Below are 24,542 nucleotides of genomic sequence, written 5' to 3'. Positions count from 1 at the left end.
ACCTCTTTCTTATTTTTCATGCTGTTAAATGTAAACAAGATTCTCACTTTTATTGTTTGTTTCTATTTTATTATTATTCATAATTGCTTTTTAAAAATAAAAATGGTGTTCAAATTTTATTTGAACACCATTTCTACCTTATTTAATAATTACTTTTCTTCATCTTCTACAATTGGCTCAGTTTTATCAAAAACATTTATATACATTTGTTTTATTTCACTTATTAGTGGATACCTTGGGTTAGCTCCTGTACACTGATCATCAAAAGCTAATTCTGACATTTTATCTAAAGTAGCATAGAATTTATCTTCTGAAACCCCTGCTTCTTTAATAGTTTCTGGAATATTTAACTTAGCTTTTAAATCATCTATAGCATTTATTAATAGTTGTACCTTTTCATCATCTGTGCTTCCTCCCAAGTTCAGACAATCAGCTATTTGGGCATATCTATACTTGGCATTTGGATACTCGTATTGTGGAAATGCAGCCTGTTTTATTGGATCATCTACAGCATTGAATTTTATAACTTCATCTATCATAAGTGCATTGGCAATTCCATGTGGTATATGGTGCTGTGCTCCCAATTTGTGTGCCATAGAGTGGCATACCCCTAAGAATGCATTAGCAAAGGCCATACCAGCCATACATGAAGCATGTCCCATTTTTTCTCTTGCCTTTACATTAGTTGTACCTTCTGTATAAGCTTTTGGTAAATATTCAAATATCAACTTTACTGCTTCAAGGGCTAATCCATTAGTAAATTCTGTAGCCATTACTGATACATAAGCTTCTAGTGCATGGGTTAATGCATCTATACCTGAAGCTGCCGTAAGCCCCCTTGGCATTCCCATCATAAGCTCTGCATCAACTATAGCCATATCTGGAGTTAACTCATAGTCAGCTAATGGATATTTAGCTCCTGTTTTTTCATCTGTAATTACTGCAAATGGAGTAACTTCTGATCCTGTTCCTGCTGATGTTGCTACTGAAATCATCATTGCCTTTTCTCCCATCTTAGGGAAAACATATACTCTCTTTCTTATATCCATAAATCTCATAGCTAAATCTTCAAATCTTACTTCTGGATGCTCATACATTACCCACATAATCTTAGCTGCATCCATTGCTGAACCACCACCAACTGATATAATTGTATCCGGTTCATAGGACATCAATTCTGCTGCACCTTTTTTAGCTGTAGCAAGGGTTGGATCTGGTTCTACATCTGTAAATACCTTATAGGAAATTTTTAGTTCTTCAAGAACTTTTGTAACTTTGTCCACATATCCTAATTGATAAAGAACTTTATCCGTTACTATAAATACTTTCTTCTTATTCATAACTTTTAATTCTTTTAATGCAACTCCAAGACTACCATATTTGAAATAAACCTTTTCAGGTACTCTAAACCAAAGCATATTTTCTCTCCTCTCAGCAACACTTTTTATGTTTAATAAATGTTTAGGCCCAACATTTTCGGATACAGAGTTTCCTCCCCAGGAACCACAGCCTAGTGTCAAAGAAGGAGCTAGTTTAAAATTATATATATCACCTATACCACCTTGTGATGAAGGTGTGTTAATTATAGTTCTTGATGTTTTCATCATAGTACTAAATTTTTCTACTTTTGCCTTTTCTGTCATTGGATTTACATATAATGAAGATGTATGTCCAAATCCACCTGCCCTAACCAGTTTATCAGTTTTTGCAATGGCATCCTCAAAATTTCTTGCCCTGTACATAGCTAAAACTGGAGATAACTTTTCATGAGAAAATGGTTCTTCAAGTTCTACTGATTCTACCTCTCCTATAAGTACTTTAGCTTTTTCTGGTACGTTCACTCCTGCCAGTTGTGCTATTTTAAAAGCACTTTGTCCTACAATACCAGCATTTAAGGCACCATTTTTTAAAATTATTTTTCCAACCTTATCTGTTTCATCCCCACTCAATATATAAGCTCCCCTATAAGCAAATTCTTTTTTAACTTCCTCATATATTGAGTCTAAAACTATTACTGACTGCTCTGAGGCACAAATCATACCATTATCAAAAGTTTTTGAGAGTAGTATTGAGTTTACTGCCATTTTAATATCAGCACTTTCATCAATTATAGCAGGTGTATTACCTGGGCCAACTCCTACAGCAGGTTTTCCTGAAGAATAGGCAGCCTTAACCATACCAGGGCCACCAGTTGCAAGAATTAAATTTGCTTCTCCCATTACCACCTGGGAAAGTTCAATGGAAGGTTCATCTATCCATCCTACAATTCCTTCAGGAGCACCAGCTTTAACTGCTGCATCAAGTACTACTTTAGCTGCTGCAATAGTCGATTTTTTTGCCCTTGGATGGGGTGAAAAAATTATACCATTTCTAGTTTTTAAAGCTATTAAAGATTTAAATATTGCTGTGGATGTCGGATTAGTTGTTGGAACTACTGCTGCAATAACTCCTACAGGTTCCGCAATTTTAACTATACCAAAGCCTGCATCTCTCTCTAAAACTCCACAGGTCTTTTCATCCTTATATTTGTTATATATATATTCTGAAGCAAAGTGATTTTTAATAACCTTGTCTTCTACAATTCCCATTCCGCTTTCTTCCACTGCCATTTTAGCTAGTTCTATTCTAGCACTATTGGCTGCTATAGCTGCTTGTCTAAAAATTTCGTCCACTTGTTCTTGAGTATATGTAGCGAATTTCTTTTGAGCATCCTTTATCTCTTCTAGTCTTTTCATTAATTCTTCCACATTTGTAACTTTCATTAATTAACGACACCTCTTTCCTAATTTTTAGCAGTTCTAAGTATTAACTATCATTCTTCCAATCTTATCAAAGTCAATTTATTATGTTTATAAAATTTATATCATAGAATTTCCTTACATCTTTGTTTTATTTTTACATAATTTGTGACAAATAAACCCCTTGATGTTAGATAAAATGCAAAGAGTGGAATTCTCTATGTATCAATAAATAATAGTAGGCACTTATTCAAGCTATTTTTACCATGCCTAGTATGCTAAATTTGGGAATTTTCCGAAAATTATAAAAAACATTACACTATTTATTTTAAATAAATCATTTTCTTCTAAAGGAAATTATATTATTACTAACGAAAGATATGCTTCTAAGATGTCATTTTATGTTCATATATATGTAATTATGCTTAACTAATTGTTATCATGATATAATTATGCATAATTATTTATATCTTGTCAATTATTGTTTTGTATTTTTTTATTATAATTTTATCTTTTAGTGGATATTTTACAATTTAATACACAGAAACTCTATTTTTGTTCATATTCTTTGCACTTTTTATCCTAAAAGAAATAAATACATTACACCGTTTATCCGATGGCTACCTGCTCTAATACTCCCACTTTTTCAAGTAGGAGTAAAGAGCATCTACGTCCCTGGATAACGATTTCCCCTAAAGGATAACACCTTCTAAGTGCTAAAGCACTAAGAAGCCTGTTAATAAGCATCAGGTGGAGTCAAAACTCCATCTGATGCCAAGAACTCTGTTTATTGAAATCTTGCACAAATGTTACACTCCTACAGCTATATTCACATAAAATAATACTAAATGCTAGGAGGTCATATTTATGGAAAATAAAAATATTTTAAATTCCAATACCGTAAGTCATCATAATAAACTAACGGAGGTAGTAAACCTACCCTACCGTGTATATGAATCTTTTAAAGGAAAATATTTTATGGGTCATACCCCATTTCTAATTCTAGAACGTAATTTAAATGCCTGGGGAGGCTTGATGAACCCAGAGGATTCAGAGGTTAAATTATATATAAATACCTTTACAGTGTCAAATACGTCTAATACACCTTTTAGATCAGAACTATGGCTAAATTCTGAACCCCTTGGTAGAACTTCTATATCTCCCTATGTATCCCCTGCAAATACTACCATATACCCTTTACCAACTTCTGATATTCTATTGGGTTTCGCACAACATGTAAAACACTCACCTTCCAGTGGCATAAGCTTGTTTAACAGAATTGCAGAAGCAAATTCCACAGTAGTGGGAAATTATTATGGTAAAATTGTCATACCTCCAGGGGGATCACTCATCGTATATCTGCATTCTCCTGGCAGCCAGCATATTAAAACTGATGTTGCCTTAGGTTGGTGGGAGGAACCTCTGTAATTTAGTTATTATATAGATTTAAATTAAGTGAACTGAACTTATAATATAGATTCAGTTCATTTAATTTAAAAATAGTATACCAAAAATACTTAAAAAGTACTTTATTATACATACTAAAAATTTCATTGGTTAAGATATATATAAAAGCATCTAATATGAAGAAATCTTTTTAGAGGAGTTCACATGACAAACTTAAGTAACCATCAACTATTCACATTAATGTTTATATTTGAAGTGGGAAGTACTACACTCTTTGCTCTAGGTATCAATGCAAAACAAGATGCATGGATTGTCATTTTAATTGCCTTATTGATTGGCTTAGTATTTGTATGGATTTACACAGAACTTCAAAATGCATTTCCTGATAAAAATTATGCTGAAATAATTATCGCCATATTAGGGAAATCTTTTGGCATACCACTTATTTTATTTTACATATTAGATTGCCTTTGGCATACAGCTCGTAATCTTAGAGAATTTGGTGAACTAATAAATTTGACAACTCTTCCTGAAACTCCATTATGGATTATAATTTCTCTATTCCTATCTGTTAGTGTATATACTCTATTAAAAGGGGTTGAAACTTTAGCTCGTGCAAGTGAGATAATATTTCCTATTCTTATATTATTTCTGTTAAGTATATACATATTGGTTTATATATCAGGAGATGTAGACTTTAAAAAGTTAACACCTGTTTTAGGAAATGGCATTAAACCTATTTTACAAACCCTACCCAGTGTAATAATGTTTCCCTTTGGAGAAATTTTCATCTTTTTAATGTATTGGCATTATTCTAATGATAAAAGTTCTGTACGAAAAACTACAGCAAAAGCAGTTTTATATTCTGGAATACTTCTTTGCTTTTCTTTAATAATGGATATTACAGTATTGGGTCCTAAATTTACTTCAATTACAACTATCCCATTTGTGGAAACTTTACGACTAATTAATATAGAAAATATAATAACCAATATAGATGCTATAGGTATACTTATTATATTCTTTGGTGGATTTTTCAAAATGTCCATATACCTATATGCAATTACTATAATGTTAACTACTATATTTAAACTAAAAACTTATAAATTAACTCTTATTTTATTTAGTATTTTTTTGCTCTGGTTTTCCATTGTATTTGAACCAAGTTATGCCTATCACATATGGATGTTTCCCTTCGACGTTCACTATTTTACAATAATTTATTCCAATATATTTCCCCTACTTTTATTAATGATTTACTGTATAAAAAGGAGAAGGTCTGAATTGTAAATATTATTTTGAGGTGGTAAAACTATGTGGTTTATAGAATTTTTTAAAAAGTCATTAGAAGGAAGAGGCTTTTATCCTACCTTAATGGTTATTGTTTCCTGGACATATGCTGCTGTTGTAGTATGTATATTGCTTTACCAGCTTTTTCTCTATACTTTGGGAATAAAATACAATAATGATGCCTTCGGCAAAGAGACATCTGAGAAGAAAAAAGAACAGTGAATAATGTCCTGTCAGTAAACAAATACTAATGCTATAAAATAAAAATAGAGGTAAATAAAGTGTTTAATTATATATATAAAAAGTTTAAATTCATGCAGCTTAAAAATACTAATGTAAGTGGTGAAAATTCAAAGGGGAAAATTCCACAACCAAAACTTTCTACTAGCCTTGAAGATAATCTAAATGTTTTAAAAAATATTTTAGGTTCAAGCAGTGATATAATTTACCGTAAATTTTCCTTTGGTTCTAAACTGCAAATAAATGCTGCAATTATATTTTTAGAAGGTATGACAGAAAAAGCAACTATAAATGAACTTATAATTAAACCTTTTATGTACGACAGCAAACTGTGTAATTTAGAAAGTGAATTAGAGCTAGATAGTATTAGCGTTATAAAAAATTGTATGCTTTCTGTTGGGAATGTTAAACAAGTTGCATTAGTAAATCAAATAATAGATAGATGTTTATCTGGCGATACCATATTTCTTGTGGACGGCTGCAAAGAAGCTTTAATTATTCATTCAAAGGGATGGGAAACCCGCGGTGTAGAAGAACCTAAAACTGAAGCTGTAGTAAGAGGACCTAGGGAAGGTTTTTGTGAAACTATGGCCACAAATATGACACTTTTACGACGTAAAATCAAAAATCCTAACTTAACCTTTGAAACAATGGAAATTGGTACACAAACAATGACTAGTGTATGTATTGTTTATTTAAAGGGAGTTGTTAATCCTAAGCTTATAAAGGAAATAAAACAAAGACTAAATAGGATTAATACAGATGCTATTTTAGAATCAGGCTACATTGAACAATTTATAGAAGATGCCCCTTATTCCATTTTTCCTACTGTGGGTAATTCGGAAAAGCCGGATACGTCAGCTGCCAAAATATTAGAAGGCAGGGCTGCTATTTTAGTTGATGGAACTCCTTTTGTACTTACTATGCCAATGCTTTTTGTTGAAGGTTTTCAAAGTGCAGAAGACTACTATTCAAGAACATATTTTGCAAGTTTTTTAAGAATTTTAAGATATACATCCTTTTTTATAAGTATATTAGCTCCAGCTACTTATGTAATGTTATCTACTTTTCATCAAGAACTAATACCCACTACCTTATTATTTACTATGGCAGCAGGTAGGGAAGGAGTTCCTTTTCCTGCAGTTATGGAAGCTGGTCTTATGGTAATAACTTTTGAGATTTTAAGAGAAGCAGGAGTACGTTTGCCTCGTCCAGTAGGTCAGGCAGTAAGCATTGTAGGGGCTTTAGTAATAGGTGAAGCTGCCGTAACAGCAGGACTAGTATCAGGTCTTATGGTTATTGTAGTAGCATTAACAGCTGTATCCAGTTTCGTAGTTCCTGTGTATACAGATGTAGCTGCCATTTTGCGAATGATATTTCTTATATTAGCTGGAATGCTAGGTATATTTGGAGTTGGTATTGGCATATTGATTTTACTTGTACACATCGCATCTTTAAGATCTTTTGGCACCCCATATTTAGCTCCTCTTGCCCCATTAAATAAAGAAGACTTAAAGGATAGTTTCATAAGAACTCACTTGTGGAATATGTCTACTAGACCTAAAACTATAGGATGGCACAATTTGAAAAGACAAAAACCAGGGTCAAAGCCAGAACCACCATTAAAAGAAAATAACAATTAGAAATACCAGCACATTTTTATCCGATGACTACCTGCTCTAATACTCCCACTTTTACAAGTGTGAGTAAAGAGCAGCTACATCCCTGGATAACGATTTTTCCTAAAGGATAACGCCTTCTAAGTGCTGAAGCACTAAGAATCCTGTTAATAAGCATCAGGTGGAGTCAAAACTCCATCTGATGCCAAGAACTCTGTTTATGAGGTGAATCTAATGAAAAAATACATAAATGCAGTAATAAAAATAGTTATATGTATTTTGGTAGCTTTAAATTTAACTTCCTGTTGGAGTGCGCATGAGTTAAATAAATTAGCCATAGTAATAGGAATGGGAATTGACAAAGGAAAAGAAGATGGTTATCCTGTAGAAATGACTGTTCAGCTAGCTAATGTATCAGGTATTAAAAGTTCTTCAAAAGGAAATGATGGAGGCTCAAGTAATACCGGTTACTTAAATTTAAAAGAAAAGGGGAAAAGTATTTCCGATGCAGCAAAAGCTTTTAATCGTAAACTAAATCGTAGTTTATTTTTTTCACATAATCAAGTGGTTATATTCGGAAAAGATTCCGCAGAAGAGGGTATTGAAAAGTATATGGATTTCTTCTTGCGATATCGTGAAACTCGCCTCTTGACATGGATTTTAGTATCTAAACAGCCTGCTAGTGAAATATTAAATGTAAAACCAGAACTTGAAGCCACTCCTGGAAGAAATATAGGAGAATTGATTAAAAACCAACAGCAAGTATCTCAGATACCAGCTGTAGATTTAAAAGATTTTTCATCTAAATTGATGAGTAAAACTACAGCGCCCACTGCACCTATAGTTGAAATTTCAAATGACAATAATAGAAAAATAGCATACCTTTCAGAAACAGCAGTATTTAAAAAAGGTACGATGGTTGGAAGCCTTAATGAAAAAGAAACCCGGGGACTCTTATGGTGTACTAATAAAATGAAGAATGGAATTGTCAGTATAAGTACATCAAATAAGGACATCAATGACAAAGTAAACATAGTAACAACTCACGCAACAGGTAAAATAATTCCACAAGTAAAAGACGGTGGACTAAGCATACAAATAAAAATTAAACAAGAAGGAGATTTGCAAGAGCAACTTTCTTCTGAAGATTTATCAAATCCAAAAGCTTTTTCAATTCTTGAAAAGCGTGAGGAAGATACTATAAAAAAAGAAATAATGCTTGCATTAAAAAAATCTCGAAGATTAAATGCAGATATATTTGGTTTTGGAGATACTATATATCAGCATTATCCTGGTCAGTGGAATAAGATTCAAAAAAACTGGGAAGAAACTTTTCAAAACATTCCTGTAAGCATAAATGTAGATGCAAAGTTGAGACGAACAGGCAGAATTACTAAACCCATTATGTCTAAAGATTAACACTACTAATTATAATGAGGTATAAAAAATGATATTTTTATCCATAATCATTTTTATAAGTATAACATTTTACGAAGTACCGGAGATGATTAAAAATAAATATTGGCATGAACTAAAAATATTTTCTATATTCTTAATTATAGCTTTTATACTAAGCCTATCCTATATCTTAGGAATACCTATACCTAATCCTGTAAAAGGCATGGAATTTGTAGTGAAAGATTTATTACATTTAAATTATCAATGAATCTAATTTTTATTATAGAGGTAGTGACTTTTCATGAAAATTGAAAAAGGTACAATATCAGGCTCCCAATTATCATTTTTAATTATTGGTTTACTTCAAGCTTCCACACTTACCGCAGCTTTTATAGTTGGAATAACAAAAATAAATACCTGGATAGTCTTATTAGCAGGCTTTACTATAATGCTGCCCTTGTTATTAATTTATACATCTCTAAATAAAAGATTTCCTGATAAAAATTTGATAGAGATAAATGATATATTGTATGGGCGCTGTTTAGGAAAAATTATATCTATATTATATATTTCCTACTTTTGGTACATAATCTCTGCTAACTTCAGATTTACTGCAGACTTTTTTTCTACATATCTTTTTACAGAAGTAGATATTAGTGTATTTATAGTAATACTTACAATAGTCTGCATATATGCTCTAAAAAAAGGATTAGAAGTTATAGCTAGGGCCAGTTTCATTTTAGGTATAGTATCAATTATTATGGCTGTATTTATTACAATACTTACTATTAAAGATATGCATTTATCAAATTTTTTACCTCTTTTTCAAATAAACTTAAAAGAATTTGTTCAAGGAACCAATCTTATGATATCTATTCCCTTTGGTGAAATAGTTGTATTACTAATGATTTTTCCATACGTTAATGATATAAAAAAAGTAAAAAAATCTGCTTTTATAGGTTTAATTGCAGGAAGTATATTTTTTTTAAGTGTTATCTTGCGAAATATAGCAATGCTTGGGAATATAAATTCTATTCATTTTCTTCCATCTTATCAAGTAGCAAGATCCATAAATGTGGGAGAAATTATTACGAGAATGGAAATATTAATTGCACTAATACTATTATTTAACGAATTTGTAAAAATATGTATATTCTATTACGCAACAGTTCTATCCATAGCCCAGTTTTTCAAATTACAATCTTATAAACCTTTAGTTACTCCTGTTGGAATTATAAGCATTATATTTTCAATTATCATGTTCAGTTCACCAGCAGATCATGCATATGTAGCGTCTTCTATATATCCTATATATGTTATTACATATATAATCTTATTTCCTTCTATATCCTTAATCATAGCCTGGATTAGAAAATTAGGTAGTTAGAAACTAAAATCTTACAATTAAAATGGACTGCCTTCATAGACAGTCCATCATCCTTTAGCCTTTATCCGATGACTACCTGCTCTAATACTCCCACTTCTCCAAGTTGGAGTAAAGAGCAGCTACGTCCCTGGATAACGATTTCTAAGCATCAGGTGGAGTTAAAACTCCATCTGATGCCAAGAACTCTGTTTATTATAAAGATATGAAATAATCATAAGCTATTTTAGAAATCTTTCCAATTGTTTCTCTGGCAAAGTTATTTGTAACAGCATCCCAGGTAAGTCCACAAAAAATATAATCAACATTAGGAAGATATACTATACCTGCATCATGGCTTATTCCATCTAAATCCCCTGTCTTATGAGCAATAAGTGTATCATCGGGAATATTAAGTCTCATAACACTATTATCCAGCTGGCTAGTCAATATGTTCTTCATAATGACGCTGTAGGATCCCTTAGCCTTTTCACCTTTATAGATAATTTCAAAGAATTTTGCCATTTCTGCAGCAGTAGTTTTATTTTCCCTGCCTTCTTTTCTTGCCTCTGAATCCATCATCTTTCTCTGAAGTACTGTATTTTTTATTCCTAAATTTTTAACATAATTGTTCACATTGTCCATCCCTGCAAGATCCATCAGTATGTTTGCAGCCGTATTATCACTTTGAATTATCATCAAGGTTATTACGTCTTTTAGAGTATAGCTGTTTCCACTTTCCAAAAGATTAAGTATGCTAAAAGGTACTTTTACATTGTCCTCTACTGTTATCCTCTGTTTAAGTGAAAGTTTTCCTTCTTTAACTTGATTCAATATCTCCATCATTATAGGTATCTTTATAAGACTTGCAGAAGGCACCACTACATTTTCATTATAGGCAATTTTTTCTCCTGTTTTAAGATTTTCTATGACAAATGCACAATTCAATTTTTTTAAATCTATTGCAGCTAATATTTTTTCATACAGCATGTCTCGTGCCTCCTAATTTTCTACTTTTTGTTTTAAAGCTTTATTCTTTTTTTCATAATTGGAGTACAGTATAAATGCTACAATTGAGAAGAATATAGGACCTACAACCATCCATATGGTGCTTTGCATGTCACCTTGAAATGCTGGAGCAATTATTGTAAATAAATTTGCAAATCCTATAGTAAATACAACAACTATTTCCCAGATCAATGAAGATTTATAGCTCTTAAAAATTATAAATGGCTTGTTAATTTCCTCTTTCTTCTTAAAAGGAACAAAAGCTCCTGCTATAAACATATACGGAATTGTCAATGCTACATTTGTCATGCTTACAACTATGTTAAAGAACTTGGATGCTCCTTCTCCACCAACTGTAAGTAGTACTAAAAATAAAACAATTATGATACACTGTACCCACATTGCATTTTTAGGCATACCATCTTTTATCTCTGTTATTTTTTCAGGAAATAACCCTTTTGGAGTACCTTCTATTATCTGTTTAAGTGGACCATATAATACAGTTATAATACTTCCTGTTAGTGCAAGGAACATTGATAGTCCAACAAATCTTGCTATCCAAGCACCTAATGTAAGTGCTGCAGATTGACTTAAATTAAAGCTAACTCCTAACTGGTACCCCAGGTTTTGCATTATAACATATGCAACATTAGCTAAATGAACATCTGGGTTTGAAAGTACCTGTTTCCAATTTGTGAATATACCACACATAAATATACCTATAGAATATCCTAGTGTTATGACTATTGCAGATATAGCCATTCCTTTTGCGAAATTTTTTTCAGGTTTTTCAGTCTGATCTACAAGTCCTGCTACAACTTCAATTCCACCATAAGCAAATATAGCAAATACTATAAATGATAAAATTGAAAGAGAACTACTGTATTTTGGATTTGGAGATACTGTAAAACTAAGAGGCTGTGCAAGATGTCCATGGCTTGCTATAAGCACAATTACAGCACCTATAATCAAAAAAACATTTAATAACATAACTGCGGTACCGCCAATTGAGGTAACTTTTGAAATGTCTTTTAATCCCTTAGTAGCTATAAATGTTATGGCTACTATAAAAATAATACTAAAAATTCCTATAACTTGGGTGGATTTAAGTCCCCAAAATCCCCAACTAGCTGTTACATCTTTTCCAAATATTAGATTTGAAAGTGGAATCCATATAAGGGAACACATATCAACTATTAAGACAACATATGAAGCATACCACATAAATGTTGCTTCAAAAGCATATTTAGGTCCTACAGATCTATTCATCCATGAATAAATTCCGCCTTTTTCATCTTTAAATGCAGAACCAAATTCAGCCATCATAAATGCATATGGAATAAAGAATGCTATTCCTGATATTATATACCATGGAATAGATGAATATCCCATAAGGAGAAATGCTCTTGGCATGTTAGCAAAGCCAAACACTTCGGTAAAAATCATTAAAATTAGTGCTACAAGTGACAGTTTTTTTAAATTGTTTGTACCCATTTTTCCCCTCCTAAATTTATTAAAATATAATATTTATATAGAAGTTCTTAGGGATTTAGCCTAAGGACTTCATTTTAACTTATTAATAATTGATAGATTCTATTCCAAGTCCAGGTTTATCTGTAAGTGTTATTTTGCTTTCATTGAATATTGCCCCACCGTTTATTGGATCTTCCTTACATAACACAGGGCCATCCAAATCGATTTTAGTTATGATACTCTTTGCACAAGCTAGGTGCACTGCAGCTGTTACACTTACTTTTGCTTCTAACATGCACCCTATCATACACTCAATTCCATGTATTTCTGCTAAAGAACATATTTTTAATGCATTGTATATTCCGCCTGTTTTCATGAGTTTTATATTTATTAAATCTGCTGCTCTTCTCTCTAAAACATTTAAGGCATCCATTGGGGAAAATATACTCTCATCTGCTAAAACTGGTATGGATACGTTGTCTGTAACAAACTTTAATCCATCTATATCATGTGCTATAACAGGCTGCTCCACAAACTCAATGTTAAGTCCTGCATCTTCCATTTCTCTTAGTACTTTTACTGCTTCTTTAGGCTTCCATCCTTGATTTGCATCTATTCTAAGCTGAACATCATATCCTATAGCCTGTCTTATAGCTTTCATTCTTTCCAAATCTTTTTTAGAATCTTTACCTACCTTTATTTTTAAAGTTTTATATCCTCTTTTTATAGCATCTATACTGTCTTTTACCATTTCTTCAGGTTCATTTACACTTATAGTTATATCTGTTGTTATTTCTTTTCTAAACCCACCTAGAAGCTTGTACAGTGGTGCTTTATATAACTGACCGTATAAATCATAAAGTGCTATGTCCACTGCAGCCTTTGCACTAGTGTTCTTTACAATGCACTTATTTAATTTCTGTATTACAGTTTCAAAATTTTCTATATCCATGCCTATAATGGATTTCTTTATGTGATCTTCTATGGCCCCTATTATAGATCCAATAGTATCTCCTGTTATGACTCCAGTAGGTGGGGCTTCTCCAAAGCCAATATTTCCTGTATCTGTGTATATTTCAACTATAATATCTTCAACCCTTTCCACAGTACGGAGCGCTGTTTTAAATGGTGTCTTCAGCGGAACGGATATTCTTTTTATTTTTATATCTTTTATTTTCATTTAGAGAACCTCCTTGAAATTAATACAAAAAAAGCCCGCAAAAGCATATTAACATTGCTTTTACTGGCTTTCATTCACTTTAAAATAAGGGTAACTTATTTACCATAAACAAAACAGTAATTTAAAAATATTTTTTTTTCACTTCATTATATTTCTTAACTCCATCTCTGTAAGCTACAATAATGGCTTTTTGAGATGAACCATGATATCTTTTTATAACTTCTTCTTTTAATTTATCATCAAATATTCTAAGGTTTCTACCTATTAAAAGAGATCTTATAAATTCATCCGTAGTTCTTAGTGTAGAAGATGAATTTAAATCAACTATTTTATCTGTACTTAAATCCACTACAAAACCTATGTAAAAAGAATTAAATTTAATGGTAATGGCATTATCCTCATTAGTTTTGGCATTTCCAACTATATATACCGTATCTTCCATATACATAAAATCATCTCATTAACTGAAAATTAAGTTTAATTATTAATTGTTAGCTATTAAGTATATAATATGATAAATATTGAAAAAAGTCAACTAATAAACAATTAATCTAATAATTACAGGTACAACTATAATTAAAATACAATAAACCTTTTTCCACAGAAACAGAATAAAATTCAACTTATATCGGATAATAACTACTGTATAAAGAATAGTAACACAGGAGGAAAATAACATTGAATGAAGGATTAGTTGTTTTAGTACGTTCTATTATTGGTTTTTTTACTTTACTTATCTTTGCAAAGATATTAGGTAAACAGCAAATAAGTCAGTTAACATTTTTTGATTATGTAGTAGGTATTACAATAGGATCTATTGCTGCAAGCCTCACTACAGACTTATCAAGTAGAGCTTGGCCCCATTGGGTAGGTTTATTTTGCTGGGCAGCTTTAAGTTATTTAATGGAGTATATAACAATAAAATGGCGATATGCGGCAAAATATATAGGTGGTGAACCAACTATAGTTATAATGAATGGCAAGATAATGGAAGATACTTTGAGGCAGATGAAATATACAGTATCTGATCTTATGGAACTTTTAAGAAATAAAGATGTATTTGATTTATCAGATGTAGACTTTGCCATTATTGAACCTAACGGACAACTTTCTGTACTTAAAAAGCCTGAATGTGAACCTGTAACAGCTAAAGACATGAACATTCCTAAAAAAGCATCAGGTATAAGTACAGAACTCATTTATGATGGAATACTTATTGAACAAAATCTTAAACAACTAAATAAGACTAAGCAATGGCTCATCCATCAATTGAAATTACAAAAAATCAATAATATTTCCGATGTTTTTCTAGCCACTTTAAATCCTGCTGGATCTCTTTATGTAGATAAATATGATGATCATATGGTCAAGATAACTGACATCGGGGACTATAAAGGACCCTATTAAGGAGGAGCTGTTATTTATGAGAAATTTTTTAGTTAAAACCATTCCTATAGTAACATTAACTTTATTTGTATTAGTGATGATTAGCGATAATTTTTTAAAAAAGCCTTTGACAAAAAATGATAACATACCCAAGTGTATTCAACTGGTTATGGAAGATGTAAAAAATAGCAAATGGGATGATGCCTATAAAAAAACTGATCAGTTGTCAAATGCGTGGAAAAAAGTAGTCGCTAGAGTTCAATTTAGTGCAGAAAAGGATGAAATCGATTCACTTACCATGAATGTAGCACGACTGCGGGGTGCAATTGCCACAAGAAACAAAGCAAATGCATTTATGGAACTCAATGAAGCCTACGAGCATTGGGATAACATTGGTGGGTAATAATTTTCACTTCATCAACAATTTCATTACAAAAAAACGCTCATTTGTTAAAGTATATATTTTTTACTTCGATAGTTCACTAGAGGAGTGCATGAAAACAATGTTAAATATAGCAATTTGTGATGATGAAAAAAGCACAAGGGATTACATAAAATCATTAAAGCAGCCCATCACTTATGACTCAGTTTGATGACTTATTAGAAAAAAGGTTAAAGAGACTGAAACAGCAGAGAAAAGCAGAAAATAGAATGCTCTCACAAGTAGCTGAAGAAGATATTAAAAAAGCAAATTTACAAAAGCAAGCTGCTAAAAGTTACAATAATAACTTGTTTAATAATCTCAATGTGAATTTACTTGACTCAAATAGCTAAAAAGAGTGTACCCGTATTTTTCCCAAATGCAGGTACACTTTTTTACTTAATACCCTGTCTATCTAAAATATAGTTTAAAAAGTCATCCTTACCATTAAAATAAGACGATGCTTTTAAAGTGATATTTACGTCAGGATAAATGGAATCCGTATCTTTACTTGTTGTTTTAAAATATTTACTAGAATACTGTATATCTACATTGGTGTTTGATAAATGTATTACCTTAACCTCACCAAAATGATTTGGCTTGCCTCCGGTTGGTTCCCCAATAAGCAGAGCATTCGTACTGTTTTTTAAATCCATAGTATTCAATATTGCAGAGGAAAATGTCTTTCTTCCTATAATTACATATAAATTTCCTTTTTTATTTATATTGCTCCTCTTTTTTATTTCATCTAGAAAAGAATCAAACATTTTAGAATTTCCACCGCCATTGTCACGTAAATCTATAACCAACGTTTTAGCTTTTTTACTGTCAAGAGTTTTAAATACATCCTTTGTAAAACTTGAAAATGAATAATTCTTCATATTCGAACAACTATTGTATTTCACATAGATGGTACTGCTTTTTTCAATGTACTTAAACCAATAGTTTTTATCTGAGTTTTTCTTTGAAAGTGGAATATTATTTATATATTTGGAATCGTCAGATAAAAATTTGGTTTTATCAAATTCTTCTTTATTTAAAGACTTTACAGTAACACTAGTATTTGGTGACCCCTCAAAAGTAAAAACTGTATCATCATTTTTTGCTATTCCTGCAAATTTAAGCACACCGGGAAACCTAAGTAAACTGCAAAATTGATTCTTCAAAATAGCTTTATTATCCTTAGATATAATGGGATCCAGTTTTAAGTGTAATTGTTCTATGGAATATCCATTTACTGCCACTAATTTCTTGCCCAAGAAATCTTTATATGCTAAAGATGAATTTACCAGGTAAATTCCGTCTTCAAATTGAAAAAAATTTACGGGGTACGCTGATTTGGATTGCATAACAACAGATGTATGGCTGTCGTTTATAGAACTTATTATTTTCGTAAGCTCCCATTTAATTTGCATATCATTATATTTGTCAACTTTACTTATAAGTGAATCCATATCCCTGTCAAATTCGACCTTACTTTTTGAAAAGAACAGATTTTTATGCTTTTTAGGCAGTTCACTTTTTACAAACTTTAAATCTGCTGTCCACTTTTCATTTCTACTTGCATTATTGAGTACAGGCGAACTTACTTTTCTATTAAACAAATTGTAAGCAAATATTCCTGCTGCAGCAATTATAATAGCTGCTATTACTAGTATAACCACTAATTTTCTTTTCTTTAATTTCATAAATACCCCCTATATGTCAAAGAATTTGAACATTTTTAAGTTTTTTGTTTCTATAACTGTATTCATATACTTATATTAGTTCATTTTTATATATTCTGCCATGGAGTTAGCTTACATTTTACCATCTAAGGTTACATTTTTGTAATATTGAAATACCTAAACAAAAAGATACAGCTAATAAAAGCCTGTATCTTTTTGTTTGTAAAATTTTTACAATCCTTATTTCTTATTTCTTATTTCTTATTTAAATCAATATTGATTTTATATTGATTTTCAATATTTGAGAAAAGTTTTTTCATGCCAAAATATATTATCAAAAGTCCAATGACATTTAGTAGGACTATAATAAGAATATTTGAACTAATTAGTAATAAAAACTGTGGATAGTATTGAAACAAAATGCCTGTAATTGAATTATAAAGTATATCTCCAATTATGCACAAATATATGGATGAAATTTTCATCAAGTAACTGGTTTGATTAGGCAGGTTTTATAAATATATCAAAGCAAATTGTTAACAATTTGCTAACGTCCCCCGGGTAATTGCGAAACCTGAAAGGTTGAGCTTGCTATTCATTGAGATCATGGAAAGCTATTGTACTCTGATGATTGTTGAGTTTAGGAAGTTGTTGTTTTATATATCGATAAAATGCCAACATATTTTCAGTCAACACTTTATTTCTTTTCTTTACGAAATATACGTCCCAGCTAAAGTTATCATCCGGGAATTTATAATATCTGAGTTTGGAATCATCCGGACGTATGGTATGTTCCGGAACAACAAACAGAAGGTTGTTATGTTGTGCAATCTCTCTTAAGGAGTTGAAATCACCAGAGGATATATCAATAATTGGGTTAAATCCTGCATTTTGACAAGCGGCAACAAAATTGTGGCGGATGTGAAATTGTGTGTTAAACATGGCATATCGTTGACAGTTCAAATCATCTAGATGGATGTGTTTTTTGCGGTATAATTCGTGTGTCCACGGAATACACAGATATATATGTTCTTGAATTAAACATTCAGCAGAAAAGCGGTCTGCATCTATGACACCAGTTGTAATACAGAAATCATATTCGTCTTTTTTCAAAAGTTCTTCCAGATAAAAGTCTGCATGATCTGAATATTCAATATTCACGTGTGGATGTATATTCTCGAAATCTGTAATCAGTTTATAAGGCATTACGGAAATTACGCCAAAGGCCATACCAAGAAAAATGGTTTCCTGAGGCACATCTTTTATCTGAGAAATATGGGAATACATATATCTTTTTCGCTCCAGAATAATACGACATTCATCCAAAAAATACGCACCATATTTTGTGGGAGATATTCCATTGCTATTTCTGTAAAGCAGTTGACATCCCAGCTCTTTTTCCAGTTCTCGAACTATTTTGGATATTCCTTGCTGGGACACATGATATACCGAAGATGCCTTATTGATACTTTTGCACTCGCATACTTCTATAAAGACTTCCATTTGTCTGAATGTCATACCTCATCCTCCTTCATAACTTTTTTAAATATAGTAAATTATCACACATTGTATAATAAATTTCTTATAGAAAATAGCACAACTATAATTAAAAATCGCAAATGTTTACGAAACAACTTTTTGCATACAACATTTTGGTTGTAGGTATACAATGATTTTTCTTCTTTTTTGTCTTAATTTTATCATATATACTTAAGGTGTCAAGAAATTATCAAACTTAGATAAAAAAGGAGGAGAAGGATATGAAAAACAAATATTATCCACATCTTGCCAGCCCTATTAAGATTAACGGAGTTACTTTTAAAAACAGAATTTTTGGTGCGCCTATGTCCAACCCGGAATTAGACGCAGACTGTAATATGAGGAAAGAAGAAATCGCATTCCATGAAAATCGTGCACGCGGTGGTCTTGCCAGTGTAGCCATTGGTCTTGGTATTGTAGACGCTATTGGTCGTACACACACAAAGGAAATAAAGCTCTATGACATAATGTCTCTCCCTTCACTTAAGGAAGCTTCAAACGCTATACATCGTCACAATTGTAATGCAGTAATGGAACTAGCCCACGGGGGAAAATATGGAAATGCCCGTGGCCATGGCACTGCTGATGGCACATTAATTGGGCCCAATGATGAAATAAATCCAGAAGGACTTCAGGTTCGCAGCATGACAGATGAGGATATCTACAGAGTTGCGGATTGTTTTGCTAAAGGTGCAAAACTGGTGAAAGAAGCTGGCTTTGACATGGTACTTATCCATGGTGGTCATGGATGGCTGCTTGGTCAGTTCAGCTCTCCAACCATGAATCACAGAACAGATAAATGGGGGGGCAGTCTGGAGAATCGTATGCGTTTTCCACTACTGGTAATAGAAAAAGTACGTGAAGCTGTTGGACCTAATTATCCAATTGAATTTCGTATGAGTGGAGCAGAGTATACGAAAGATGGATACACAATCGAAGAAGGCATCAAGATGGCCAAAATGCTGGATGGTAAGGTCGATATTATCCACGTTTCTGCTGGTATTCATGAAGACCCGGAGGTATTTACACTTACTCACCCATCTATGTTTATTAAACATGGTTATAATGTATATCTTGCGTCTGAGATTAAAAAGCATGTTAAGACACCAGTTGCTACATTAGGAGGACTAAATGATCCGGACATGATGGAAGAAATTATTGCTTCAGGAAAAGCAGATATCATACAGATTGCACGTCAATCACTGGCTGATCCATATTTCCCAGAAAAAGCATTTTCAGGAAATTCAGATGATATTAATCGTTGCTGCCGCTGCTACACCTGTTTCTTCAATTATTTAACAAATAGAACATTCTGTTGTTCGTTTAACCCAGTTATCGGTAATGAGCTGGAAAACAAGCATGCATTTCCAGTCACAACGCCAAAGAAGGTTATCGTAGTTGGTGGTGGTCCAGGCGGTATGGAAGCAGCTATTACAGCAGCTGATCGTGGCCATTCTGTTACTCTTTATGAAAAGAGCAGTGAACTTGGCGGACAGCTTCTTTCTGAACAGTATATTCCTTTTAAGCAGGATATGTTCAACTTTGTAAACGTATTAAAAGGACGTTTGGAGAAATCAGGCGTTGAGGTTTGTTTGAATACAGAGCTCACTGCTGAGCAGGCTGCAGCAGAGAATGTTGATGTCATTATTACAGCTATTGGAGCTAAACCAATTGTTCCACCAATCCCTGGAATTGATAATGAGAAAGTTGTTGGTCTTGAAGCTCTTCATCAGAAAGCTCCTGCACTTGGGCAAAAAGTTGTTATCCTTGGCGGAGGTCTTGTTGGATGCGAATGTGCAATTTATCTGGATAGCCTTGGAAAGGATGTTACAATCGTTGAGATGAAAAGCGATTGGGCAACAGATTCTTATTTTATGCACAAGAGTGCAATGATAATGGCAATGCGCGGCAGCAATATAAAGATTAATGTAAATACAAAGGCAAAGGCTGTTACAGCTGAAGGACTTGTCTGTGAAACAACAGATGGTGAAGTTACTTTTGAGGCTGACAGCATTTTGTTAGCAGCAGGTATGAAAGCTGACCGTGCAGTTGCAGACAGCTTCTATAACGCAGCGCCACGTGTATTTGAAACAGGCGACTGTATTAAGCCGGGTCGTGTTGTTGATGCAGTTACAAACGGATACTATCGTGCACTAGATATTTAAAGAAAGGGGATTATTATGAAAATAAAAGCGGCAGTAGTTCATGAAAAAGGGCAAGATTTTAAAATTGAAGAGGTAGAATTAGCATCACCAAAGGCAGATGAGATACTTGTAAAAATAGTATCAAGTGGTGTTTGTCATACTGATGAAGTTGCAAAACTACAAGTGATTCCGGTACCTTTACCAGCAGTATTTGGGCATGAAGGTTGTGGTATTGTAGAAGAGGTTGGTAGTAGTATTACTGACTTTAAAAAGGGTGACCATGTTGGATTTTCCTTTGGGTTTTGTGGACATTGTGAAAACTGTCTAAGTGCACATCAACATGCATGTGAAAATTTTAATGCAATTAATTTTGGTGGGGTTATGAGTGATGGTACAAAAAGACTTTCACAAAATGGGAAAGAAATATCTTCATTCTTTGGACAATCCTCATTTGCAACTTATGCAGTGGTAAATCAAAACAGTGCAATAAAAGTTGATGATGATATAGATCTTGCATTGGTAGGTCCCCTAGGTTGTGGCATTCAAACAGGTGCAGGTGCTGTATTAAATAGATTAAATCCAAAATTTGGTTCTACTATTGCGGTATTTGGATGTGGAACTGTAGGAATGAGTGCTATTATGGCAGCTAAAATTACAGGATGTTCAAAAATTATTGCAGTAGGAGGAAATCCAAGCAGTTTAGAACTTGCAAAAGAGCTTGGAGCAACTCATACTATAAACAGAAAAGAAACTGATGATATAGTTTGTGAAATTAAGAAAATCACAAATGGAGGATGCCACTATGCAATTGATACCACTGGAGTTGGTGATTTTGTAAAGAAAGCTCTTGCTTGTGTTCGTTTCTTAGGTACTGCAGTAGTGTTAGGAGCAACTGGAGATTTGACCATTAATGTACAAGAAGAATTAATGGGTGAAGCAAAATCTCTAATTGGGATTGTAGAAGGTGATTCTATTCCAAAGTTGTTTATTCCTCAGTTAATTCAATACTATAAAGAAGGTAAATTTCCATTTGATAAATTAATTAAATTCTATGATTTTGAAGATATTAACAAAGCTTTTGAAGACTCTCACAATGGTAAAGTTATTAAAGCTGTATTAAAAATAATTTAAATGGCTGAAAAAATGAAGCTTACATTCGAAGAAAGGTACAAGAAAGTTTTAGAATACTCATATTATAATTTAAATGAGGCTTACTTTCATCATTACTTAAGTAATAATTTTTGCAATATTCTTCAAAATGGATACAATAATTATCTATGCCATAAAATATTTCTATTAATAAATCTTGTATAAAATCCCATCAAAATGTTTTATTTTGTTTGTTTCATCACTTATAATAATAAAACATTTTGATGGGTTTTTTATACCTTAAATATTTCCATTTTACTCTTCGAACTCACGTTATTTTATACTATAGAGACTCTATCTAACAACGTAATTTATTTTACTCCAATGCCCCCATTTTGCGTCATATACCTAAATCATATAATTTCATAGAATTGTTTTCTCCGCCAAATCCACTAAATCCATTAGTTCTCTGATTTTCAGCCTTGCTCTTAGACGTATTAGAATTATTCCATTTACTATCTGGAACAACCTTTCCGTTTTTCTTAATCCAATTAGCAATATCATTATTCGAGTTGCTTCCAGAACCCCCGAAACCCATAAAGCCTCTTCCATTGCCTGTATTTACCAAAGCATACCTTACAGCTCCATCACTAACCAATTTTTTGAACTTGTCTACTGTAAGTATAGGATCTGATCCACTAAATCCTCCAAGTGCCATTACAGGTTGACCAGTTTTAAGTATTAAATCCGAACCATAAGAATTAGCTGAAGGTACTACAACAAGATACTTTTCATTTGTTTTATTATTTTCTAAGAATTTTATGAGTTTTGAGTTACTAGTATTACCCATATCTCTTTGCTGATTACTCCTTGCAAGCTCCAATCCAGCTGATGGACTGCTTCCATTCATTTTGTAAACCATTGGGGTAAATGACCACACTATAGGAGCAACTAAAATTCCTATAAAAGCAATACTAACCAGTGTTTTACTTAATGCTGTATTATTACTAAAACCTGAACTTTTCTCTTTACTTCTAGTTAAATTAATTATACATAATATTAGTGAAGATATAATGCATAAAATCCCTGTTATTATAATTATAATCTTGTACCCATTTGATCTATTATAATTATAAGATAAAATAAGTATCTCAGCACAACCATTTGCAATAAGCCCTATTGGTAAAATCCAGGATTTTAAGCCACCTTCTTTATAAAATGTCCACATAGCTGACAATCCAATTCCAGTCAAAGCTGCAATAGATGGTGCCATTGTTGTTAAATAGTATGTGTGTGTTATATTTTTTGAAAAACTAAAATATATGAATTCAGGCAATAACCACATAACCCATAATATTAATGATAACTTTCTTTTATTATCAAAGGGAGCCTTTAACTTTTCGTTTATTGCTGCAACAATAAATCCAATCATAGCAAATAATAAAAACCAGGATATTTGATCTGACATATTGCCATTACCAAATAATCTAAAAATACCGGACTTTGAGTTAGATCTCATACCACCTTGTACATTATTAGCATATGACTTGTTTTTATTTGATTCATTAGACCTATTTCCAAAGTCACCCCAACCTGCTGTTCTTTTAGTATTGTTTTTATTAAATTCATTTTTTAATGTTCCTTGCTGCTTTTGATCTTTACCAGCATTTCTTCCGCTTATTCCAACTCTCTCTAATCCGTTGTGACCTATTATAAGCTGCATAACTGTATTATTAGTACTACTGCCTATATAAGGCCTATTACCTGCTGGTACCAAATCTACAATTATAGCCCAGGATAGTGATACTACTAAAAGCACAACTGTACCTAAAATAAGATCCTTTATTTTCTTCTTAAACCTCATAGTAGAAGCAAGAAGATATGTTATATATATAGCAGGTGCTACCATATATGCTTCCACCATTTTTATATTAAATCCTATACCTACAAGAACTAAACTCAGTATAAGATATCTAATCTTACCTTTTTCAGCTGCTATAAGAACAGCCCAGCATGCAAGTAATAAAGGCAGTACAAGTAAGTTATCAATTGTATTGTTTCTGCCTGCTGCTACAGATATTGGTGTTACTGCAAGGCACAATGCTGCAATAAGCCCTGCCGAAGTTCCAAAAGATCTTTTAACAAGATGATATATAATTGCAACGGAAATTACTCCTGCAAGAGCCTGTGGAAGAATTATACTCCATCCACTAAATCCAAATATTTTTGCAGATATAGTTTGAATCCAAAAGCCTAAAGGTGGTTTGTCAATGGTCACAAAACCTGCTGGATCAAAAGATGCAAAAAAGAAATTTTTAAAATTCATCATCATACTTTTCACACCTGCAGCATAAAAAATATTTGCATTTCCTTCTATACCCAAATTAGCAAAATTCAACACTGAAGATAATATTAAAATTAATGATAACAAAATGCTTTTTCTTGTAAATTTAATTTTTTTATTCACTATACCAACCTTCTTTCAAGCAAATATGAATAATCTAATTCTAATTAAATTTACATTACAAATATGTTATTTGAGTGTCAAATTTATTAACAATGTGAAAATAGCATCTTTTT

20 protein-coding genes are annotated in these 24,542 nt (G+C 32.3%); 12 read left to right on the top strand and 8 right to left on the bottom strand.

Annotated features, from left to right (window positions below):
* Positions 1-149: 149 nt before the first annotated feature.
* The gene (adhE, locus tag CLCOS_RS06295; RefSeq protein ID WP_063601312.1) at positions 150-2,762 is read right to left on the bottom strand and encodes a bifunctional acetaldehyde-CoA/alcohol dehydrogenase; all 2,613 of its coding nucleotides are present in this window, start codon (positions 2,760-2,762) and stop codon (positions 150-152) included.
* An 843-nt stretch (positions 2,763-3,605) separates the two neighbouring features.
* Here adhE and CLCOS_RS06290 point away from each other — a divergent pair.
* The 7 genes from CLCOS_RS06290 (at position 3,606) to CLCOS_RS06260 (ending at position 10,079) form a co-directional block, all read left to right on the top strand.
* Positions 3,606-4,166, top strand: a complete 561-nt coding sequence (locus CLCOS_RS06290; protein WP_063601311.1) for a DUF6143 family protein — start codon at positions 3,606-3,608, stop codon at positions 4,164-4,166.
* 183 nt (positions 4,167-4,349) lie between these two features.
* On the top strand, positions 4,350-5,435 hold the full coding sequence (locus CLCOS_RS06285) for a GerAB/ArcD/ProY family transporter (protein WP_063601310.1): 1,086 nt from the start codon (positions 4,350-4,352) through the stop codon (positions 5,433-5,435).
* A gap of 24 nt (positions 5,436-5,459) precedes the next feature.
* Complete coding sequence (locus CLCOS_RS06280; protein ID WP_063601309.1) at positions 5,460-5,657, top strand: hypothetical protein; 198 nt, start codon at positions 5,460-5,462, stop codon at positions 5,655-5,657.
* Positions 5,658-5,716: 59 nt separating this feature from the next.
* Positions 5,717-7,318, top strand: coding sequence for a spore germination protein (locus tag CLCOS_RS06275; protein ID WP_063601308.1), 1,602 nt, complete (start codon positions 5,717-5,719; stop codon positions 7,316-7,318).
* A 210-nt stretch (positions 7,319-7,528) separates the two neighbouring features.
* Positions 7,529-8,713 (top strand): Ger(x)C family spore germination protein, encoded by a 1,185-nt coding sequence (locus tag CLCOS_RS06270; RefSeq protein ID WP_063601307.1) that lies wholly within the window; start codon positions 7,529-7,531, stop codon positions 8,711-8,713.
* 28 nt (positions 8,714-8,741) lie between these two features.
* The gene (locus CLCOS_RS06265) at positions 8,742-8,960 is read left to right on the top strand and encodes a hypothetical protein (protein ID WP_063601306.1); all 219 of its coding nucleotides are present in this window, start codon (positions 8,742-8,744) and stop codon (positions 8,958-8,960) included.
* A gap of 33 nt (positions 8,961-8,993) precedes the next feature.
* Complete coding sequence (locus CLCOS_RS06260; RefSeq protein ID WP_063601305.1) at positions 8,994-10,079, top strand: GerAB/ArcD/ProY family transporter; 1,086 nt, start codon at positions 8,994-8,996, stop codon at positions 10,077-10,079.
* Between the two features lie 192 nt (positions 10,080-10,271).
* Here the strand turns inward: CLCOS_RS06260 and CLCOS_RS06255 are convergent, their stop codons facing one another.
* From CLCOS_RS06255 to CLCOS_RS06240, 4 genes are all read right to left on the bottom strand, one after another.
* Positions 10,272-11,045 carry a serine hydrolase gene (locus CLCOS_RS06255; RefSeq protein WP_063601304.1) on the bottom strand — a complete coding sequence of 258 codons (774 nt, stop codon included), beginning with the start codon at positions 11,043-11,045 and terminating at the stop codon, positions 10,272-10,274.
* 12 nt (positions 11,046-11,057) lie between these two features.
* Positions 11,058-12,557 carry a glutamate/gamma-aminobutyrate family transporter YjeM gene (gene yjeM / locus CLCOS_RS06250; protein ID WP_063601303.1) on the bottom strand — a complete coding sequence of 500 codons (1,500 nt, stop codon included), beginning with the start codon at positions 12,555-12,557 and terminating at the stop codon, positions 11,058-11,060.
* An 82-nt stretch (positions 12,558-12,639) separates the two neighbouring features.
* Entirely contained in the window at positions 12,640-13,716 is a 1,077-nt protein-coding gene (locus tag CLCOS_RS06245; RefSeq protein WP_063601302.1) for a dipeptide epimerase, read from the bottom strand.
* Between the two features lie 121 nt (positions 13,717-13,837).
* Positions 13,838-14,164: a DUF3870 domain-containing protein gene (locus CLCOS_RS06240; RefSeq protein WP_063601301.1), complete on the bottom strand. Its 327-nt coding sequence runs from the start codon at positions 14,162-14,164 to the stop codon at positions 13,838-13,840.
* 230 nt (positions 14,165-14,394) lie between these two features.
* On the opposite strand from CLCOS_RS06240, the gene CLCOS_RS06235 reads away from it, so the two are divergent.
* From CLCOS_RS06235 to CLCOS_RS06225, 3 genes are all read left to right on the top strand, one after another.
* Positions 14,395-15,123 (top strand): DUF421 domain-containing protein, encoded by a 729-nt coding sequence (locus tag CLCOS_RS06235; protein WP_063601300.1) that lies wholly within the window; start codon positions 14,395-14,397, stop codon positions 15,121-15,123.
* A gap of 16 nt (positions 15,124-15,139) precedes the next feature.
* Positions 15,140-15,505 (top strand): DUF4363 family protein, encoded by a 366-nt coding sequence (locus CLCOS_RS06230; RefSeq protein WP_063601299.1) that lies wholly within the window; start codon positions 15,140-15,142, stop codon positions 15,503-15,505.
* 176 nt (positions 15,506-15,681) lie between these two features.
* Positions 15,682-15,876 (top strand): hypothetical protein, encoded by a 195-nt coding sequence (locus CLCOS_RS06225; protein WP_063601298.1) that lies wholly within the window; start codon positions 15,682-15,684, stop codon positions 15,874-15,876.
* A gap of 42 nt (positions 15,877-15,918) precedes the next feature.
* Here the strand turns inward: CLCOS_RS06225 and CLCOS_RS06220 are convergent, their stop codons facing one another.
* The gene (locus CLCOS_RS06220; protein WP_063601297.1) at positions 15,919-17,211 is read right to left on the bottom strand and encodes a S41 family peptidase; all 1,293 of its coding nucleotides are present in this window, start codon (positions 17,209-17,211) and stop codon (positions 15,919-15,921) included.
* A gap of 570 nt (positions 17,212-17,781) precedes the next feature.
* Positions 17,782-18,708, bottom strand: coding sequence for a LysR family transcriptional regulator (locus CLCOS_RS06215; RefSeq protein ID WP_063601296.1), 927 nt, complete (start codon positions 18,706-18,708; stop codon positions 17,782-17,784).
* A gap of 242 nt (positions 18,709-18,950) precedes the next feature.
* Between CLCOS_RS06215 and CLCOS_RS06210 the strand changes: the two genes are divergently transcribed.
* Together CLCOS_RS06210 and CLCOS_RS06205 are read left to right on the top strand one after the other, a co-directional pair.
* Entirely contained in the window at positions 18,951-20,894 is a 1,944-nt protein-coding gene (locus tag CLCOS_RS06210; RefSeq protein WP_063601295.1) for an FAD-dependent oxidoreductase, read from the top strand.
* 15 nt (positions 20,895-20,909) lie between these two features.
* Positions 20,910-22,004 carry an NAD(P)-dependent alcohol dehydrogenase gene (locus CLCOS_RS06205; RefSeq protein WP_063601294.1) on the top strand — a complete coding sequence of 365 codons (1,095 nt, stop codon included), beginning with the start codon at positions 20,910-20,912 and terminating at the stop codon, positions 22,002-22,004.
* A gap of 358 nt (positions 22,005-22,362) precedes the next feature.
* Here CLCOS_RS06205 and CLCOS_RS06200 read toward each other — a convergent pair whose 3' ends face one another.
* Positions 22,363-24,429 carry a glycosyltransferase family 39 protein gene (locus CLCOS_RS06200; protein ID WP_063601293.1) on the bottom strand — a complete coding sequence of 689 codons (2,067 nt, stop codon included), beginning with the start codon at positions 24,427-24,429 and terminating at the stop codon, positions 22,363-22,365.
* Positions 24,430-24,542 lie beyond the last annotated feature (113 nt).

This window comes from Clostridium coskatii (assembly GCF_001675205.1).
GTDB classification, from domain to species: Bacteria; Bacillota; Clostridia; order Clostridiales; family Clostridiaceae; genus Clostridium_B; species Clostridium_B ljungdahlii.
Note: the sequence above shows the minus strand (reverse complement) of the source record. Positions and strands in the feature narration are given on the sequence as shown.

Excerpts from the sequence above, each read along its gene's own strand:
- adhE (WP_063601312.1), bottom strand. The coding sequence starts at position 2,762 with ATGAAAGTTACAAATGTGGAAGAATTAATGAAAAGACTAGAAGAGATA.
- CLCOS_RS06290 (WP_063601311.1), top strand. The coding sequence starts at position 3,606 with ATGGAAAATAAAAATATTTTAAATTCCAATACCGTAAGTCATCATAAT.
- CLCOS_RS06285 (WP_063601310.1), top strand. The coding sequence starts at position 4,350 with ATGACAAACTTAAGTAACCATCAACTATTCACATTAATGTTTATATTT.
- CLCOS_RS06280 (WP_063601309.1), top strand. The coding sequence starts at position 5,460 with ATGTGGTTTATAGAATTTTTTAAAAAGTCATTAGAAGGAAGAGGCTTT.
- CLCOS_RS06270 (WP_063601307.1), top strand. The coding sequence starts at position 7,529 with ATGAAAAAATACATAAATGCAGTAATAAAAATAGTTATATGTATTTTG.
- CLCOS_RS06265 (WP_063601306.1), top strand. The coding sequence starts at position 8,742 with ATGATATTTTTATCCATAATCATTTTTATAAGTATAACATTTTACGAA.
- CLCOS_RS06260 (WP_063601305.1), top strand. The coding sequence starts at position 8,994 with ATGAAAATTGAAAAAGGTACAATATCAGGCTCCCAATTATCATTTTTA.
- CLCOS_RS06255 (WP_063601304.1), bottom strand. The coding sequence starts at position 11,045 with ATGCTGTATGAAAAAATATTAGCTGCAATAGATTTAAAAAAATTGAAT.
- yjeM (WP_063601303.1), bottom strand. The coding sequence starts at position 12,557 with ATGGGTACAAACAATTTAAAAAAACTGTCACTTGTAGCACTAATTTTA.
- CLCOS_RS06245 (WP_063601302.1), bottom strand. The coding sequence starts at position 13,716 with ATGAAAATAAAAGATATAAAAATAAAAAGAATATCCGTTCCGCTGAAG.
- CLCOS_RS06240 (WP_063601301.1), bottom strand. The coding sequence starts at position 14,164 with ATGTATATGGAAGATACGGTATATATAGTTGGAAATGCCAAAACTAAT.
- CLCOS_RS06230 (WP_063601299.1), top strand. The coding sequence starts at position 15,140 with ATGAGAAATTTTTTAGTTAAAACCATTCCTATAGTAACATTAACTTTA.
- CLCOS_RS06225 (WP_063601298.1), top strand. The coding sequence starts at position 15,682 with ATGACTCAGTTTGATGACTTATTAGAAAAAAGGTTAAAGAGACTGAAA.
- CLCOS_RS06220 (WP_063601297.1), bottom strand. The coding sequence starts at position 17,211 with ATGAAATTAAAGAAAAGAAAATTAGTGGTTATACTAGTAATAGCAGCT.
- CLCOS_RS06215 (WP_063601296.1), bottom strand. The coding sequence starts at position 18,708 with ATGACATTCAGACAAATGGAAGTCTTTATAGAAGTATGCGAGTGCAAA.
- CLCOS_RS06210 (WP_063601295.1), top strand. The coding sequence starts at position 18,951 with ATGAAAAACAAATATTATCCACATCTTGCCAGCCCTATTAAGATTAAC.
- CLCOS_RS06205 (WP_063601294.1), top strand. The coding sequence starts at position 20,910 with ATGAAAATAAAAGCGGCAGTAGTTCATGAAAAAGGGCAAGATTTTAAA.